Origin of the sequence: Acetoanaerobium sticklandii, assembly GCF_000196455.1 — a bacterium.
Lineage (GTDB): Bacteria > Bacillota > Clostridia > Peptostreptococcales > Filifactoraceae > Acetoanaerobium > Acetoanaerobium sticklandii.
The window spans coordinates 984,040-1,000,377 of the sequence record NC_014614.1; the positions used below are offsets into that span (position 1 = coordinate 984,040).

Here is a 16,338-nt window from a genome sequence, read left to right on the forward strand (position 1 = left end):
AAATATAAAAAAGTGACTGCAGATTTAGCTACAGTCACTTTTTTGTTAGATTTCTAATAATTCATTTATTCTTTCTTTGTCAAAACCTACAACTACTTCATCTTCTATAAAAATCGCTGGAACACCCATGATTTTCTTTTGGATTAAAGTTTTTCTAGCTTCTGGATCTTCACTTACATTTTTTTCAGTGTAAGGTATATTATTTTCATTGAAATAATCTTTAGCTGCATGACAGTAAGAACAAGATGAACTAGTATAAATTGTCACATTTTTCATTTTTGTAAACCCTCCCTTCGATGTTAAGTCGATACAATATCAAATATACCCGAATTATTTAAAGAAAAACATAAAAAAATAAACTTAGTATACAAAATGCTATATAATATAATTAAAATATAAAGTTAGAAAAATATGAAAATTATGTGATTTTAAATAGATGGGAGATATGTCATGATAGCTCAGCTTATAAAAAATGTCGAACAGGTAGTGATAGGTAAAAATGAAATCATTGAAAAAATAATAATAGCGCTTTTATGCAAGGGACATGTACTACTTGAGGATGTTCCAGGAGTTGGAAAAACTACCCTTGTGAGAGCACTTGCTCAGTCTATGGACCTTAGCTTTAGCAGAATTCAGTTTACGCCAGATTTACTTCCGGCAGATTTGTTAGGGATTTCAGTTTTTAATCCTAAGGATGCTCAGTTTCATTTTCAAAAAGGGCCACTTCATTCACAGCTGGTTCTTGCAGATGAAATAAATAGAACCTCCCCAAAAACTCAATCTAGCTTACTTGAGGTAATGCAAGAGCAACAGATAACAGTGGATAACAAAACCTATAAGCTAGAGGATCCATTTATGGTTATAGCAACTCAAAATCCAATAGAGCATGAAGGGACATTTCCACTGCCAGAGTCACAGCTAGATAGATTTTTTATGAAGCTATCCATGGGATATCCTGATGAACAAGAGGAACTGAAGCTACTTGAGCTAAATATCAGTGCAAAAACCTTGCCAGTTATTGTAGATGTACAGTCTATAATGGAATCTAGAAAAAAAGCTGAAGCTATTTTTGTTTCAGAATCTATTAAACGATATATTGTAAGGCTAACTAGAGCAACGAGAAGGCATGAGCTAGTTGACTTAGGAGCTAGTCCAAGAGCAACAATTGCTTTATATAATGCCAGTAAAGCTCTTGCTTATCTAAGAGGAAGAGCCTATGTGATTCCGGAAGATGTAAAGGAGCTATTTATTGATATAGTTTCGCATCGAATATTTATATCTCCTCAGGCAAAGTATCAAGGTAAAAGCGAAAAGCTAATCTTAAAGGAGATTATGGATTCTACAGCAGTGCCTTTGGAGGTATAGGATGGTTAATATAGCATCATATAAATTCTATTTCATAGGAGGAGTGATTATCGCACTTACTATAGTAGTAGGGGGAGATATTCCAAACTTTGTATTTAAGGTGTGGGTATTAGCGCTTTTATTTTCTTTACTTACACTTATTTATTACGTTAATAAGCTCGCATATAGATTTGAAATAGAAAGCACAGAGATTTTTGCAGGACAAAGAGTGAGGATAAGATATAAGCTAGCTAATTTAGGTAGCTTTATTCCAGCGAACAATATAACTTTTTCAAATACAAGTGATGAAAAGCTAAGACAGTCAGAGTTTTGCGAAAAAATATATATACCAGCCAACGACTATTATGAAATAAAAAGAGATTTGCATCCAAAGCGCAGAGGCTTTTACAAGATAGGGAAAGTAAAGGTAATAGCCAAGGATGCACTAGGACTTTTTTATGTTGAGAAGTTCTTTGAGCAAAAGGATATTTTGACTGTATATCCGAATCTAATAGAGCTAAAAGAATTTGATATTCCACCTTCAGACTATTTCGGAGAGCAAACCATAGCCTCTCTTATTAGTGAAGACTATACGAGTATAAAGCGAATTAGAAAATATACACAGGGAGACCCTTTGAAAAAAATAAATCAGAGACTTACTGCAAAAATGGGAGAGCCTTATGTAAATGAATATGATTCCTCTTCAAAACCCAAGCTAATACTTCTTGCAGATGCTTATACTCATTCATATGACAATGACGAGTATTCGATAATTGAAGATACCTTAGTAGATACAGTAGCATCAATTAGCCATTATGCCCTTATGAATAAGATAGAGGTTTTATATATAGACTCAACAAACAAGCACCCGTATTTCAATGCTAGAGACATGGGTAGCTTTATGCCATTACTAAAACGATTGGCTGGCTTCGAGCCTGAAGGAAGCCTTCCACTAGAAAAATTTCTACTAGATGAAGCTATAAGTCTATCTTTTAACAGCAGCATAGTGCTTTTAACACCATCCTTAGATTTAAATAAATGCAGAATTATCACTACCCTTAAAAAAAGAGGATTTGATATCATGCCTATTGTTTTTGAAACTTCAGATGCCCAAGAGGAGCTTAAAAGAAATCTTAGAAAAGACAATATCATGCCAGTTACTATAAGGCCAAAATATAAAAAGGTTGATGACTATGAAAATTAAAACCTCCCAAACATATAAAGTCTTTGCACTGTATTTTATGAGTTTGGCTATTTACAGCATGGTTCTTTCAGCTGTAGGAATACAGCAAGGACTATCGACAAGCATGTTTCTTGTAGCATGTTTTAATTTTATTTGTGTTCTTATATATAAATCTAATAGACTTAGATCTATTATGTACTCGATTCTTCCAAAGCTTACACTAGCTCAGCTAGAAATAGGATTTTATTCAGTTTTATTTCTTTTTATTAGCTTAATTACAGAAAAAGAGATAAATGGATATTTTATTTGGATTTCAGACATGTTTGCTAGAGGAACTTATATAACTATCGAAAGATATGAAAGCTTTTCTGAATTCATACTGATAGCTATAGTTTGCATTTTTGTCATGCTTCTAATTAAAAAAAGACTAGGCTTTGTGACTGTTTTAATGTATGCATTTTTTATTTTATCTTGGCATTTTTATGTGCCAGGGGCCTATTTATATTCCATTATTTATACAATGGGAAGCCTTGCTTTTTTTGTAGATAAAGCTAGCTTTGAGCCTGATGATAAAGTAAATGAAGTGAGGCTTAATTTTTATGGACCTATTATAGGGATTGCTCTAAGTATTCTTGCGCTCATCATTCCATTAAAACTGCCTGTAGTTTATTTAGATGATTTTGCACAGGAAATGACATCGAGATTTCCGATTTTAGAGTCTATGAGAGAAACTGTTGAGGATGCTATAGGTGGAAGCTCTTTTAGATTCTCAGATTTGCCTTATCAGCCCAATACAAAGAAATTAGGTGGAAGCGTTGAGCTCTCGGATGGGATTGCACTCAAAGTCAAAGCCAAGGAGCCTTTGTACTTAAGAGGAAGTGTAAAGCATGTATACACAGGATATTCATGGGAATTAAAAGAGCCCTTATATTATAAAATGCAGGATAATAAACTCAAACTAGAGCCTGAATCCTTAGGCTATATTCCTGAAAAAATAGAAATTTATCCTGAAAATTTAAAAACTAGAACAATTTTTAATCCATATTTTACTTATGAAGTCGCTAATATAGAGGATACTGAACTGATATATACTATGGATTTGGAAATAATGAGAAATAATGGTCAAAAAAATCAAACAAAGCCCTATGAAGTTGGTTATTTTTCTGTTGATTATTTAGGTGAAAGAGAGTATTCAGATGAAGAACTAGATATGCTTAAGCCATATCAAAGCCTACCTAGCTCAGTAACAGACAGGACAGTAGCTTTAGCAGAGAAGATAACAAGTGAGCACGAGGGTGTATATAAAAAGCTATTAGCACTAGAGGATTATTTAAAAAACAACTATCCTTACACATTAACCACATCTGAGCTTCCAACAGATAGTGATTTTGTGGATTATTTTCTTTTTGAGGAGAAAAAAGGATACTGTACTTATTTTTCGTCAGCTATGGCAGTTATGGCCAGGAGTATAGGAATTGCTACTAGATACGTAGAGGGCTTTCGAATGGATGAGGAATTGGATGAAGCTGGACTTTATATAGTCAGAGAAGATAGAGCTCATGCCTGGGTAGAGGCTTATATTCCTGGAACTGGATGGCTGCCATTTGAACCTACAGGTAGTCTTACTCAAGAAGAAATAGATCAAAGAAATAGGCTTAATGAATCCGAAAATACAGATGAATATGATAATGAATCTGCTCCTTTAGGTCAGGATGATGAAACTGAGTCCAGGAAGAACCAAGAAGATGCTGGGTTTGAGTATGATGATTCAGAGGTGATAGCTTCAAATGAGCCAGTAAAAATAAGCTCAAAGCTAATTGTGCTTTTAATAGGAGGAGCTTTATTAGTAAGTATGATTTTTCGAAAAAGGCTTTTTGAAGAATATAGACGTTTTAGGATTAAGAAGGAAAAGGGTATGGAGGGGTTTAAAAAGAGATATTTTGAAATAATTCGTATTGCAAAATTAATGGATGAAGCCGAGATTAAGGGTACTCCAAAAGAAATTATAAATATCTTGAATAATAAATTCAGTTTTAGCGAGCATAATCTTGGAGAGATAGTTAATGAAGCTTTTTACTCAGGAAAGATTATAAAGCAGTCACAGCTTGACATCATGGATGAGGCTTATGAAAGTATATTTAGGGTATATATCAAACACAAGAATACTGACAATTAAAAGAGCTTCAACTGCTAGTAAACTCTAGGAGATTTATTGTGATGAGGAGGGAATAGCATGAGAGTAATTCAAGTGGAAAATTATGAAAAAATGAGTAAGCTTGCAGCAAAGATAATTTCTTCCCAAATAATTCTAAACCCTAAAATAAAAATAGGTCTAGCTACTGGGTCTACCCCAGTAGGTCTTTATGAGGAGCTAATAAAGCTCTACAAGGAAAAAGAAATATCCTTTTCAGAGGTTTTAACCTTTAACCTAGATGAATACTATCCTTTAAAAAACAGCCATAAAAGTAGCTATCATGTATTTATGGAGGAGAATTTATTTAAGCATGTTGACATAAAAATAAGCAATACTCATATTCCAAATGGGGAAGCTGAGAATCCTTTCGAGGAGGCTTTACGTTATGAAAAAGCTATAGAAGCTGTAGGAGGAATAGACCTTCAGTTACTTGGAATAGGTATAAATGGTCATATTGGATTTAACGAGCCTAGTGACTACTTCGAAAAGGAAACTCATCTTGTAGATTTAAGCAAAGCTACTTTAAACTCAAATGCAAAATATTTTGATGATAGAGAATCTATGCCTACAAAGGCTATCAGTGTAGGCATAGGAACAATTATGAAGAGCAAGAAAATTTTACTGCTAGCAAGTGGAACTAGCAAGTCAGAAATTGTAGAGAGAATGATTTATGGAAAAGTAAGTCCAAAGGTTCCTGCCTCTATTTTGCAATTTCATAACGATATAACTGTAATCCTAGATAAAGAAGCGGGTAAAGGACTTAAGCTTCACGATAAAAACGCATAAATAAATCCTCGTTTTTTGTAAATTTTACTCCGTAATAGCTTTCATTTATATCTATATATTCTATGAAGTGGAGTTCATCATCCTTTAATCTGGTTATGAGCTCTTCTTTTGGTATAAAATAGTCATCAGAAGCTTTTAAGCCTAGGTCAGCTTCTGTTTTTTCTATTTCAAGTATCCATAATTCACCGTCTTCTTTTAATAATCTTTTTATTTCTTTAACAAATTGTTTTACGTTTGGTATTTTTTTTAGTATATGAAACATGAAAATAACATCAGCAGAGCCATCAGGCAGTGCAGTTGTGTAGTTATGAGATCTAATAAATTTTGCATCAGAGGATTCTGGCCTTGCTCTAAGTAGTTCGTTGATAGTGTCGATACTTAAATCAACTCCTATCACATTGGTGAAGAACTTTTCTGAGGTAAAAGTAAAGTAACCGTCATTGCAACCAAAATCAATAAAAGTGCCTTTGTAAGCTCTTTTGTTCATAAATTTTAAAATTACATCCTCAGCTGGTGGCAGATAAGCTTTAGCTTCCTTTGAAATATTATTATTTTTGTTGGTATCCATGGGAATCATCCTTTCGACGCCAATATAAAATCAATTAAATTTACAGTTTAATGATTATAATACATGAAAAAAATGGTAATATTATTGTGAAATCTATTCTTAGTAGTTTGTAAATAACATTATTAATTCTTTTAAGCTATATACCTATTTTTTCCTTTTTTACACCAATTTTTTTAAGATTTATATTTAATTTTTCTAATATAGAAAGGACTAGGTCTATGAAAGCTACAAAAATTATCAGGGATGTCATTCATTCAGATATTGTTTTTGACCAAAGATTTATGAAGATAATTGACACTAAGGAATTTCAAAGACTTAACAGAATAAAACAGCTCAGCTGCGAATATATGGTATTTCCAACAGCTACGCATACAAGAATGGCTCACAGCCTAGGAACCTATTATGTAATGGGAAAGCTGATTGAACATTTTAGCGCACTGCTCTTAGAAATGGGCTACGAAGTAAAAAATGAGGATAAGGATTTGGCTTTATGCGCTGCCTTGCTTCACGATATAGGACATGGGCCATTTTCTCACACCTTTGAAAAAATCTTTATGATGAAATCTCATGAGGACTGGGCAGTTAGCATATTAAAAAACACTGAAACTGAAATAAATAGTGTTATACTGAAGGAGTTTGGAGAAGATTTTTTGATAAGGCTTACAGAAATTATATCCAAAGCATATAAGCATCAAGATGAAAATGGGATATTTTTTATTATCTCCACTCTTGTTAGCTCTCAAGTAGATGCAGACAGGATGGATTATTTATTAAGAGACGCTTACTTTACAAGTGTAACCACTGGAAACTACGATTTTAAAAGACTTATAAGAGCTTTTGGAGTTGAAAAAAATTCTAAGGGCGAACTTATAATTTTTATACATCAAAAATTTATAGCAACCTTAGAAGAATATATATTAGCGAGATACTACATGCACAAAGAAGTGTATCAGCATTCAGTAAAGCGTCAAATGGAAGGGATATTGCAAAAAATATTTGAAAGAGCTAAGCAGCTTTATACTTCTGACAATGATATAGAAATAGCTAGTATCATAGAAAAACTATTCAGAAATGAAAAGCTCTTAGTTGAGGATTACTTAAAGCTGGATGATACGACCTTGCTATATCACGTATCCCTATGGCAGGAGAACAAGGATGAAATCCTATCTAGGCTGTGCAAATCATTTATTGAGAGAAAGAAGTTCAAAAAGTACACTTTTTCTCAAGAGAGCCATATGCAAATAACTAAATTTAAAGAAAAGATTAATGAGCTTTTACTTGAAAATAATAAGCCTCCAATTGAAGATTATTCCAAAGAGTATTTTTATATAGAAGACGATAGAGATTTAAAGCTATATGTAAATACTAAGGAGAATATTTGGATAAAAAGAAAAGATAATAAGCTTCTGGATTTATCTGAGGTTTCTATCATTATCAACGAAAGCAGTATATCAAATAAAAGCGAATGCACCAAAAGAGTATATATAAGTCCTGAAATTTTTAATCTGAGGTTTGGACTTGAAGTTGATTTGATTGAAAAGCTTGGTACGTGGTAAAAATAAAATAAGTATGTTTACAAATATTATGACAATGATTTTAGTTCTTATTATTGTGAAATAAGCTAGGTATTTTTATATAAGGAGAAGCTGGTTTTTCTCTATTAGATAAGGTGGGTGGGTTATGCAAAAGGAAAAAATGTTAAGTGCTAGTGATTTATCTTTATTCTGTTATCAACTATCTCTAATATTTAAGTCTGGTATTCCGATTTTAGATGGAATGGAAATTTTTGCAAAGGATATGATGGATCCTAGGCTAAAAGAAGTAGCTCAGGATATGCAACAGCAGTTAGCCCAAGGCTATAGTCTTCATAGTGTTATAGAAAAATACAAATTCTTTCCAGTCTATTTGGCAAGCATGGTTAAGATAGCAGAGCAAACTGGAAATCTGCAAGATGAGCTTGAGAGACTGTCCGATTATTATGAGCAGACAGATAGACTCAATAACAAGATAAAAAGTGCAGTGACTTATCCTCTTATACTGCTTGTATTGATGGCAGGAGTAATACTTTTTCTAGTGCTAAAGGTACTTCCTATGTTTCATGAGATACTTCTATCTTTAGGGGGAGACATTCCAGTAAGCACCAAAATAATGATTGATTTAGCTAATATTTTGAAGACCTATGCTTTAGCAATTATTGGGGTTTTAATCATTGCAATAGCCTTACTTCTATATTATTTTAAATCACAAAAAAATATTGAATCAGGGGATAAGATTTTATTTAAATTGCCATGGATTAATGCCACCTATAAAAAAATTATATCTGCAAGACTAGCAAATGCGATGACTATGATGTTAAAAGCAGGCTCTTCATTTGATGAAGCTTTAGATATGTCAAAAAAATCAGTGGGAAATGCTTATGTAGAATCACTGCTAGAAGCTGCGAGACTAAACATTATAAATGGCTCAGACCCAGTAAAGGAGCTAGATAATCTAGGGATTTTCCCTGTACTATTTATGAAAATGCTCAAAATAGGTCACATGACTGGAGAGCTTGAAAGTAGTTTAAGCAAAATATCTGTAATTTATGATAAAGAAGTTGAAAAGTCATTGTCGAAGATAACCACGATGATAGAACCTGCGCTGGTGACCATATTATCTCTTATTATTGGAGTAATGTTGTTTACAGTTATGCTTCCTCTAATTAATATCATAGCCGCTATCGGATAAAAGGAGGGGGAGTTATGATTAATGCAGTTAAATCAAAAATCATACCTATACTTTTTTTAACAATAATTCTAGCATATATGTTTTTTAACTTCCAAGGATTAAGCTCATTTTTAGCTACTTCAGATAGCGATAATATAGAGAGCGTTAGAAAATCTATAGAAAATGCCGCAGTTCAATGCTATGCGCTAGAAGGACATTATCCTCCAAGTATAGACTACCTTAAAGAAAACTATTCTATAATTACCAATGAGGATGCATATATCTACCATTATGAAGTAGAAGCATCAAACATTATGCCAACTATATTGGTATTTAAAAAATGGAAGGAATAGTGGAACTTATGAAAAAAAATAATAAAGGAGTAAGCAAGGTAGAAGTGATTCTCGTTATGATATTAATCCTGCTTATGGGGTTAGCGGTGTTCACCCTAGTAGTATCCTCTAGTGATACCTATAAAAATGTCATAGATGAAAAAGAGAATTTATCAAATCTAAGAATTGCTGCTTCATATATAGATAATAAAATAAAACAATCTGATGAGCAGTCCTCTATCTATATTAAGAATAATCCTATAAATGGAGAAGCATCTATTGTAATAGTTCAAAGGGTAGATAATGAAAATTATGAAACCTGGATATATTTAAGCGATAAAATGCTTAAAGAAGCTTATATAAAACAAAATCAGGAATTTACTGACGATATGAGCTTTGATATAGCCTCTATCGAAGAGTTTGTACCGAGCATTAATGATGATATTATGGAAATTACAATTTCAGGAAATAAAGCTTCCGATACATTTTCAAAGAGATATTTAAAAATAAACTTGAAATCAAATGAAGGATAGGGGGGAGGCTATTTTGAATAAGAGAAATGGATTTACTTTGATTGAAATAATAATATCTATAGGAATAGTCTCTTTTCTAAGTGTATACCTCCTTCAGATATTTATAACAGCAAAAAACTTAAACGAAGTCACCTATGATTTAGACAATGCAGTCATTGTAAGCAAATCAGTTATGGAATCCCTATCAGCAGGAGAAAAAATTGGTCCAGATAGTGATGATATAATACTAAAAAATGCAAGGAAGCTTTCCGATGAATTAATATATACAGTAAAACTAGGTGATGATTTCCAACCAGTAGATAGTGATTTTGTGGACTCTTCCTATATTATGAATATCACTTTGGATTTAGTAGATTCATCAGAGCTTAGTAATATGGGTTTATACAACATATCAGTTGATATACAAAGGGAAAAGCCATATTTCTTGAAATCTAGCCAAAATAAAGAAATTTATGCATTAAATGCCTCTAAAGGACTACTACTAGATATAGGAGGCGATACAAGTGATTAAATTTAAAACTAGAACTGGCAGTTCATCGATACTTGTTATACTATTAGTAGTAACTATGGTAGTATTTGGAGTTTTAGCTATGATGTCATCATATTCTGGACTTAAAATGGCTAGAAAAACTGCTCAGTGGACTCAGGATTATTACGAGCTTGAATCAAAGGCTGAAATTATGCTTTACGATATAAAAAATATAGTGCATCAAAGCATTGTAGCATCAAATACCACAAGTCAAGATTATTGGACTAGCTTAAATAGAGCTCTTCAGGAATTAGATAGCTCAGAGGTGACGTTGACCTATGATGCAGATAAAATTATTGTAAAAGGGAATTTTGTAAACTCATCAGGAGATAGATTTCTAGCTTTGCTTACTCTTGAGAATCTAGCACTAGACAATGATATAGCTATAGAAGAGGATTTAATTGAGATAAATACCTGGAAGCTGATACCAAGAGAGGTTGAGTATGAGGACGCAATAGAATTTAAAGATCTGGAGGTAAACATAGAAAATGATTGAGCTACAATCTCTACTAAAAGAAGCAGTTGACAAAATGGCCTCAGATATATTTATAAGTGTTGGAGTACCACCTACACTTAAGATAAATGGACAATTAATAAAGGTTGATGATGAAAAATTAAATCCAGAAACGGCAAAAAAGATGATAAGCGAACTATTTAAAACAGAGGAAGACTTTCTTGATTTTGTAAAAGCTGGGGAAAAAGATTTTTCTACATCTTTAGCTGGAATTGGAAGGTTTAGAGTAGCTGCATACATCCAAAGAGGCTCTATGGCAGCGGCTATAAGGGTACTGAGGTTTGAATCACTAGACCTTGGACAGCTTAATATTCCAACAGAAATTCTTGATTTTCACAGTAAGAAAAAAGGCTTGATTTTAGTTACTGGGCCTACTGGCTCTGGAAAATCTACAACACTATCGGCAATAATAAGCTTAATCAATAAAAAAAGATCATGCCATATTCTTACGCTAGAAGATCCTATTGAGTATCTTCATAAGCATGACAAGAGCATAGTGGATCAAAGAGAAATAGGAATAGATACCAAAAGCTATTCCATGGCATTAAAATCTGCATTAAGACAAGCACCAGATGTAATTTTAATAGGAGAAATGAGAGATTATGAAACTGTATCAATAGCTCTTACAGCAGCTGAAACAGGACATCTTGTATTATCTACGCTACATACAACTAGTGCAGCAAAAACCATAGACAGAATAATCGATGTGTTTGAACCATCGCAGCAGCAGCAAATAAGAGTTCAGCTTTCAACGGTTCTTACGGCTGTTGTGACTCAACAGCTTCTTCCATCGATAGACGATAGTAGGATACCTGCATTTGAGGTGATGATAGCAAACCCTAATATTAGAAATCTAATAAGAGAGGCTAAAATACCTCAAATAGATGCAGCAATACAAACTGGAAGAGCTTTTGGTATGATGAGTATGGACATGAGCATAGCAAATCTATATAATGAAGGAAAAATAACTAAGGAAACAGCTTTAGCCTATGCTGTAAATCCTGAGGGGATAACGAAATATTTTAAGTGATAATTAGAGAAGGTGATTTAGATGATTAAAAAGATATTGTTCATAATTTTAGTGATGTTTATTACTGGCGCTTTTAATGAAGCTTATGCGGAGGTTAAGATTGATGATGCTAATTCTGGAAACGGAGTAGTAGGCGTAAGCTATAGCAGTAATTCTGGTAAGAAAATAAAGGTTATGATTCAAAAAGATTCAACTAAATACACCTATAATTTAAAGCCAGATGGAGCTGTAGAGAAATTTCCTCTTCAGATGGGCGATGGAAAGTATAAAGTAAGCGTTCTAGAAAATACATCTGGAACAAAATACAGCTATTTAGATACAAAGACAATTGATGTAAAGTTAAAAAATCCTAATGTTGTTTTTTTGAATTCCATACAAAATATAAAATGGGATAACAATCTAAACTCAATAAAAAAAGGTAAGGAATTAAGTGGAGAACAAAAGGAACACGATAAAAAGCTTTCTACACTTTATTCATATATCATAAAAAATGTAACTTATGATTATGATAAAATACCTTATCTTACAACTGACTATAATCCAAACATAGAGCAGACCTATAGAGATAAAAAGGGTATCTGCTATGATTATTCTTCTTTATTAGCAGGAATGCAAAGAAGTCAAGGTCTTCCTACAAAGCTAGTAAAAGGCTATGCTAAAGGAGTAGATGGATATCATGCGTGGAACGAGGTCTTAATTGGAGGAAAATGGGTTGTAGTTGACTCTACCTTTGATGCTGCAATGTGGGGTGGAAAAATCAGTCAAAAAATGATAAAGAGTGCAAATGATTATACTAAAGTAAATGAATATTAAACTAAAGTAAATAAACATCCAATTAAAGTAAATAAACATTATACTGATGCTATAGAATTATTTTATTGTATGAATAAGATAACTCTATAGCTGTTTTGTTGACTGAATATTTTAAAAGGTGTAATATAGTAGGGGAAACTGATAATTAATTTCTATTAAGAATAGGAGAATATATATGAGCATAACAGTAGATAAAAAAGCTTCAGATGAGCTAAAATCAATTTTATCAGAAAAAAACATCAATACAGATACACTTCGTATATTTTTATCTGGAATGGGCTGTTCTGGACCTATGTTCAATCTTGCTCAAGATGAAGCAAAAGACTCAGATTTAAAGGTAGAATTTGAAGGTCTTAATTTCGTCGTAGATAAAACTCTAGTATCTCAGTACGATGGGTTTGAAGTTCTATATGTAGAGCAAGGAGATATGGGTGGAGTGTATGTGCAAGCTCTTAATGTAGGAGAATCAAGTGGTTGCAGCAGCTGTAGCGGTTGTAACTAAAAAAATAACATTAACCTGAAATATAGAAAAATCTGCTAGAGCATAAAAGCTTTTAGCAGATTTTTTTAATTAATATCATAAAAAAAATACTATACGTATTAATGATTTATGATAAAATATTTACAAGAAGCTAAGGGAGGGAATTTTATGCAAAAAAACCTAGAAAAATATGCAAAACTTCTTGTTAGAAATGGACTCAATATTCAAAAAGACCAGCTACTTGTTGTAAATGCGCCTATTGAGGCAGCTGAATTTGTCAGAATAGTAGCTAAACAAGCCTATGATGAAGGAGCTAAAAATGTACATGTTGAATATAGAGATGAAGAGCTAGCACTTGTAAAGTATTTAAATGCACCATTTGAAGCATTTAAAGAGGCTATGCAGTGGAAGGCAGATGGATTCGAGCAAATGGCTTCAGAAAATGCTGCTTTTTTAAGCATTACGGGAACTGACCCTGATTTATTTAAGGATGTAGATCCAGAAAGAATAGCAGAAGCAAATAAAACAAACTTAAAATCGACGGAAAAATTTAGAAAATATACACTTAATTCAAAAGTTTCATGGTGCGTGGCGGCAGTGCCTAGTCCATCATGGGCAAAAAAGATTTTCCCTGATGATACAACTGAAAATGCCATAGAAAAACTATGGGATAAAATTTTTATTGCTAACAGAGTTTATGATGAAGATCCAGTTGTTTCATGGGATAATCACATTAAAAATTTAACTGAAAAAGTAGATTTCCTAAACAATAATCAATTTAAATCACTTCACTATAAATCTGCAAAGACAGATTTGGTAGTTGAACTGCCAGAGAATCATGTGTGGGCAGGTGGAGGAGAGTACAACGAGTCAAACGTGTATTTTGTTGCCAATATGCCAACTGAGGAAGTGTATACTATGCCACTTAAAACTGGAGTAAACGGATATCTAACTAGTACTTTCCCGCTTAATTATTCAGGGAACTTGATAAATAATTTTAAGCTTACTTTTAAAGACGGAAGAATAATTGAAGTTGAAGCGGACACAGGATTAGAGACTCTTAAAAAGCTAATTGATACCGATGAAGGCTCTCATTATCTTGGAGAGGTTGCACTAGTTCCTTATGATTCACCTATAAACAACACTGGGATAGTATTTTACAACACGCTTTTTGATGAAAATGCTTCATGCCATTTTGCATTGGGAGCAGCTTATCCTACCAGCATAAAAGGTGGAGATAAGATGACAGACGAAGAGCTAGAGCAAAAAGGTGCCAATACCTCGCTTACTCATGTTGACTTTATGATAGGTAGCAAGGATATGAATATAGTTGCTACTAAACATGACGGAACTAAGGTTCAAATATTTAAAGATGGTGACTGGGCATTCTAAATTATTTATCAATAACAACAATTCGGTATATTCGAAATATTGACTGAAATTTCTAGTCATGATAAAATTATAATTAAGTTATTATATAGAGCAGGAGGAATTAAGGGTGAAAAACGGAATAGTTAAATGGTTTAATGCTGAAAAAGGTTTTGGATTCATATCAGTTGAAGGGGAAAAAGATGTTTTCGTACATTTTTCTGCAATCCAATCTGAGGGATACAGAAGCTTAGAAGAAGGTCAAGAAGTACAGTTCGAAATCGTTGATGGAGACAAGGGACCTCAAGCAGCAAATGTTACTAGAATATAATTCGATATTCTAAAGCAAAAACCCAAGGATTTATCCTTGGGTTTTAATTTTATCTATAGAACTTCTACGTTATATTTTGATTTTAAATCAGCTATATGGTTTTGGTAGATTGCACCTTGTTTTTCAGCCATCATATTACGAAGCAGGTTAGAACGAACTTCTTCAAAAGAAAGTAGTCCTGATTCTTGCTTGTCAGTTACTTTTATTATATGAAAACCAAATTGAGTTTCTACAGGCTCAGATATTTCTCCTACAGCCATTTTGAAAGCAGCCTCTTCAAATTCTGGGACCATTTGACCTTCGCCAAACATACCTAAATCTCCGCCTCTTTCTTTAGATGGACAGCTTGAGTATTCTTTTGCAAGAGCTTCAAATGACTCACCTTGAGCTAACTTACCTTTTACTTCTTCTGCTAAGCTAACGTCGCTTACTAGAATATGGCTAGCTTGTACCTTTTGTGGAGATATAAAGCCTTCTTTATTTTCGTTATAATAAGCTTCTAGTTCTTCATGAGTAACAGAAACTGAATTAATTAGGTTTTGGATGCTGTATTGTGTAACGAAGTTCTCTTTTAATTTTTCGAACTCGCTTTGGAATTTAGCATCGTTTTCAATAGAACTTTCTAAAGCTTCAAGATAGAATAGCTTTTGGTTTACTAATTCTTGAAGTAGAGCCTGCTTTCCTTGCTCGCCTTGGAAATTAGCAGCTATTTGAGGGTTGAGATTTTTAAGCATATGCTCTAAATCAGATTCTGTAATTTGATGTGTGGCAACTTTTGCCAATACTTTTTCTTTGTTTTCCATGTGTAATCTCCTTTTTATATGGGTTTTAAGTCTCGCTTAGTTAATCTTATCAGAACTAATTCAAAAAGTCTAATTATTAAAAAGACTCAAAGAGGTGAAATAATATGAGTGAAGAATTTGAAGTAAGTAAAATTAAAAAAATCAGATATAATCTTTATCACGTCATTTTTAATGAGGAAATAGTTCAAAAATTTACAGATGAAACTATGGCAACATTTAGAGTGAATCAAGGAACAGTTTTTTCGAAAGACACCTATGACGAAATGGTGAAAAATGACCAAATTAAAAGAGCGAAATCAAGAGGCTTAGATATACTTAGCAGGTCTTCTAAATCTAAGATGCAGATAAAAAGCACATTGAAAAGAGAAGGGTTTTGTGAAGAAGCAATAGAAAATGCACTTGAATTTTTAGAAAACTATAAATTTGTTGACGATCAGAAATTGGCAACTGATATAGCAAAGAATAAAGCAAGTACAAAAAAATGGTCAAAGAGGCAAATGGTATCTAAGCTTATGGAAAAAGGTATTTCGAAAAATGATATAGAAGAGGCACAGACTTATATAGACGATGATAAGGAGCTTGAAAATGCAAGCTATCATGGATTTAAAAAATTCAAATCTCTATCTGAGAGCAAGCCATTTGATGAGAGACTTTCCAAAACTGCACAGAGTTTAGGATATAAAGGATTTTCTTATGACATTATAAGAAAAGTAATTGATGAAATAAAAAAGGAAAATGATAACTAAATATTTCTTTATAGCAAGATAATCCTATGGTATAATATAGGCTTGTAAAAAGTGCGACGTAGTTTTAACTGGAATGA

At 32.8% G+C, this 16,338-nt stretch carries 19 protein-coding genes; 16 read left to right on the forward strand and 3 right to left on the reverse strand.

The genetic code is table 11. The features are described 5' to 3' along the window. Nucleotides 1-45 precede the first annotated feature (45 nt). Complete coding sequence (locus tag CLOST_RS04470) at nt 46-276, reverse strand: glutaredoxin family protein (protein WP_013361067.1); 231 nt, start codon at nt 274-276, stop codon at nt 46-48. A gap of 174 nt (nt 277-450) precedes the next feature. Here CLOST_RS04470 and CLOST_RS04475 point away from each other — a divergent pair, with 174 nt between their 5' ends. Genes CLOST_RS04475 through nagB form a run of 4 tightly spaced genes read left to right on the forward strand, consistent with a single transcriptional unit; the run spans nt 451 to nt 5,507 of the window. Further along, on the forward strand, nt 451-1,365 hold the full coding sequence (locus CLOST_RS04475) for an AAA family ATPase (protein WP_013361068.1): 915 nt from the start codon (nt 451-453) through the stop codon (nt 1,363-1,365). A 1-nt stretch (nt 1,366) separates the two neighbouring features. Beyond that, entirely contained in the window at nt 1,367-2,548 is a 1,182-nt protein-coding gene (locus CLOST_RS04480) for a DUF58 domain-containing protein (RefSeq protein WP_013361069.1), read from the forward strand. Between the two features lie 37 nt (nt 2,549-2,585). Continuing rightward, on the forward strand, nt 2,586-4,703 hold the full coding sequence (locus CLOST_RS04485) for a transglutaminase TgpA family protein (RefSeq protein WP_157858284.1): 2,118 nt from the start codon (nt 2,586-2,588) through the stop codon (nt 4,701-4,703). Nucleotides 4,704-4,760: 57 nt separating this feature from the next. Continuing rightward, the gene (gene nagB / locus CLOST_RS04490) at nt 4,761-5,507 is read left to right on the forward strand and encodes a glucosamine-6-phosphate deaminase (RefSeq protein WP_013361071.1); all 747 of its coding nucleotides are present in this window, start codon (nt 4,761-4,763) and stop codon (nt 5,505-5,507) included. Here nagB and CLOST_RS04495 read toward each other — a convergent pair. Next, nucleotides 5,482-6,075 carry a class I SAM-dependent methyltransferase gene (locus CLOST_RS04495; protein WP_013361072.1) on the reverse strand — a complete coding sequence of 198 codons (594 nt, stop codon included), beginning with the start codon at nt 6,073-6,075 and terminating at the stop codon, nt 5,482-5,484. The genes nagB and CLOST_RS04495 overlap by 26 nt on opposite strands. A gap of 218 nt (nt 6,076-6,293) precedes the next feature. On the opposite strand from CLOST_RS04495, the gene CLOST_RS04500 reads away from it, so the two are divergent. The 11 genes from CLOST_RS04500 (at nt 6,294) to CLOST_RS04550 (ending at nt 14,712) form a co-directional block, all read left to right on the forward strand. Then, nucleotides 6,294-7,631 carry an HD domain-containing protein gene (locus tag CLOST_RS04500; protein WP_013361073.1) on the forward strand — a complete coding sequence of 446 codons (1,338 nt, stop codon included), beginning with the start codon at nt 6,294-6,296 and terminating at the stop codon, nt 7,629-7,631. A gap of 124 nt (nt 7,632-7,755) precedes the next feature. After that, on the forward strand, nt 7,756-8,802 hold the full coding sequence (locus CLOST_RS04505; RefSeq protein WP_013361074.1) for a type II secretion system F family protein: 1,047 nt from the start codon (nt 7,756-7,758) through the stop codon (nt 8,800-8,802). Nucleotides 8,803-8,816: 14 nt separating this feature from the next. Beyond that, on the forward strand, nt 8,817-9,134 hold the full coding sequence (locus CLOST_RS04510; RefSeq protein ID WP_013361075.1) for a hypothetical protein: 318 nt from the start codon (nt 8,817-8,819) through the stop codon (nt 9,132-9,134). A gap of 8 nt (nt 9,135-9,142) precedes the next feature. Beyond that, nucleotides 9,143-9,646 carry a DUF4860 domain-containing protein gene (locus CLOST_RS04515; protein WP_162091638.1) on the forward strand — a complete coding sequence of 168 codons (504 nt, stop codon included), beginning with the start codon at nt 9,143-9,145 and terminating at the stop codon, nt 9,644-9,646. Nucleotides 9,647-9,659: 13 nt separating this feature from the next. After that, on the forward strand, nt 9,660-10,157 hold the full coding sequence (locus CLOST_RS04520; protein ID WP_013361077.1) for a prepilin-type N-terminal cleavage/methylation domain-containing protein: 498 nt from the start codon (nt 9,660-9,662) through the stop codon (nt 10,155-10,157). Then, nucleotides 10,150-10,671, forward strand: a complete 522-nt coding sequence (locus CLOST_RS13505) for a hypothetical protein (protein WP_013361078.1) — start codon at nt 10,150-10,152, stop codon at nt 10,669-10,671. The genes CLOST_RS04520 and CLOST_RS13505 overlap by 8 nt, the downstream gene beginning before the upstream one ends. Next, nucleotides 10,664-11,719, forward strand: coding sequence for a type IV pilus twitching motility protein PilT (locus CLOST_RS04530; RefSeq protein WP_013361079.1), 1,056 nt, complete (start codon nt 10,664-10,666; stop codon nt 11,717-11,719). The genes CLOST_RS13505 and CLOST_RS04530 overlap by 8 nt, the downstream gene beginning before the upstream one ends. Nucleotides 11,720-11,740: 21 nt before the next feature. After that, entirely contained in the window at nt 11,741-12,532 is a 792-nt protein-coding gene (locus CLOST_RS04535) for a transglutaminase-like domain-containing protein (RefSeq protein WP_013361080.1), read from the forward strand. A gap of 175 nt (nt 12,533-12,707) precedes the next feature. Then, complete coding sequence (locus tag CLOST_RS04540; protein ID WP_013361081.1) at nt 12,708-13,034, forward strand: iron-sulfur cluster biosynthesis family protein; 327 nt, start codon at nt 12,708-12,710, stop codon at nt 13,032-13,034. 147 nt (nt 13,035-13,181) lie between these two features. Beyond that, nucleotides 13,182-14,405, forward strand: a complete 1,224-nt coding sequence (locus CLOST_RS04545; RefSeq protein ID WP_013361082.1) for an aminopeptidase — start codon at nt 13,182-13,184, stop codon at nt 14,403-14,405. Nucleotides 14,406-14,511: 106 nt separating this feature from the next. Further along, on the forward strand, nt 14,512-14,712 hold the full coding sequence (locus CLOST_RS04550) for a cold-shock protein (protein WP_013361083.1): 201 nt from the start codon (nt 14,512-14,514) through the stop codon (nt 14,710-14,712). A gap of 53 nt (nt 14,713-14,765) precedes the next feature. Here CLOST_RS04550 and CLOST_RS04555 read toward each other — a convergent pair whose 3' ends face one another. After that, nucleotides 14,766-15,515 (reverse strand): peptidylprolyl isomerase, encoded by a 750-nt coding sequence (locus tag CLOST_RS04555; protein WP_013361084.1) that lies wholly within the window; start codon nt 15,513-15,515, stop codon nt 14,766-14,768. 104 nt (nt 15,516-15,619) lie between these two features. On the opposite strand from CLOST_RS04555, the gene CLOST_RS04560 reads away from it, so the two are divergent. Next, a complete protein-coding gene (locus CLOST_RS04560) occupies nt 15,620-16,261 on the forward strand; it encodes a regulatory protein RecX (RefSeq protein ID WP_013361085.1) in 642 nt (213 codons plus the stop codon). Nucleotides 16,262-16,338 lie beyond the last annotated feature (77 nt).

What these genes read in the sequence shown, in the direction of transcription:
- CLOST_RS04535 (WP_013361080.1), top strand. Translation starts at nt 11,741, where the DNA reads ATGATTAAAAAGATATTGTTCATAATTTTAGTGATGTTTATTACTGGC.
- CLOST_RS04505 (WP_013361074.1), top strand. Translation starts at nt 7,756, where the DNA reads ATGCAAAAGGAAAAAATGTTAAGTGCTAGTGATTTATCTTTATTCTGT.
- CLOST_RS04555 (WP_013361084.1), bottom strand. Translation starts at nt 15,515, where the DNA reads ATGGAAAACAAAGAAAAAGTATTGGCAAAAGTTGCCACACATCAAATT.
- CLOST_RS04560 (WP_013361085.1), top strand. Translation starts at nt 15,620, where the DNA reads ATGAGTGAAGAATTTGAAGTAAGTAAAATTAAAAAAATCAGATATAAT.
- CLOST_RS04500 (WP_013361073.1), top strand. Translation starts at nt 6,294, where the DNA reads ATGAAAGCTACAAAAATTATCAGGGATGTCATTCATTCAGATATTGTT.
- CLOST_RS04530 (WP_013361079.1), top strand. Translation starts at nt 10,664, where the DNA reads ATGATTGAGCTACAATCTCTACTAAAAGAAGCAGTTGACAAAATGGCC.
- CLOST_RS04480 (WP_013361069.1), top strand. Translation starts at nt 1,367, where the DNA reads ATGGTTAATATAGCATCATATAAATTCTATTTCATAGGAGGAGTGATT.
- CLOST_RS04540 (WP_013361081.1), top strand. Translation starts at nt 12,708, where the DNA reads ATGAGCATAACAGTAGATAAAAAAGCTTCAGATGAGCTAAAATCAATT.
- CLOST_RS04545 (WP_013361082.1), top strand. Translation starts at nt 13,182, where the DNA reads ATGCAAAAAAACCTAGAAAAATATGCAAAACTTCTTGTTAGAAATGGA.
- CLOST_RS04495 (WP_013361072.1), bottom strand. Translation starts at nt 6,075, where the DNA reads ATGGATACCAACAAAAATAATAATATTTCAAAGGAAGCTAAAGCTTAT.
- CLOST_RS04470 (WP_013361067.1), bottom strand. Translation starts at nt 276, where the DNA reads ATGAAAAATGTGACAATTTATACTAGTTCATCTTGTTCTTACTGTCAT.
- CLOST_RS04475 (WP_013361068.1), top strand. Translation starts at nt 451, where the DNA reads ATGATAGCTCAGCTTATAAAAAATGTCGAACAGGTAGTGATAGGTAAA.
- CLOST_RS04485 (WP_157858284.1), top strand. Translation starts at nt 2,586, where the DNA reads ATGAGTTTGGCTATTTACAGCATGGTTCTTTCAGCTGTAGGAATACAG.
- CLOST_RS04515 (WP_162091638.1), top strand. Translation starts at nt 9,143, where the DNA reads ATGAAAAAAAATAATAAAGGAGTAAGCAAGGTAGAAGTGATTCTCGTT.
- CLOST_RS04510 (WP_013361075.1), top strand. Translation starts at nt 8,817, where the DNA reads ATGATTAATGCAGTTAAATCAAAAATCATACCTATACTTTTTTTAACA.
- nagB (WP_013361071.1), top strand. Translation starts at nt 4,761, where the DNA reads ATGAGAGTAATTCAAGTGGAAAATTATGAAAAAATGAGTAAGCTTGCA.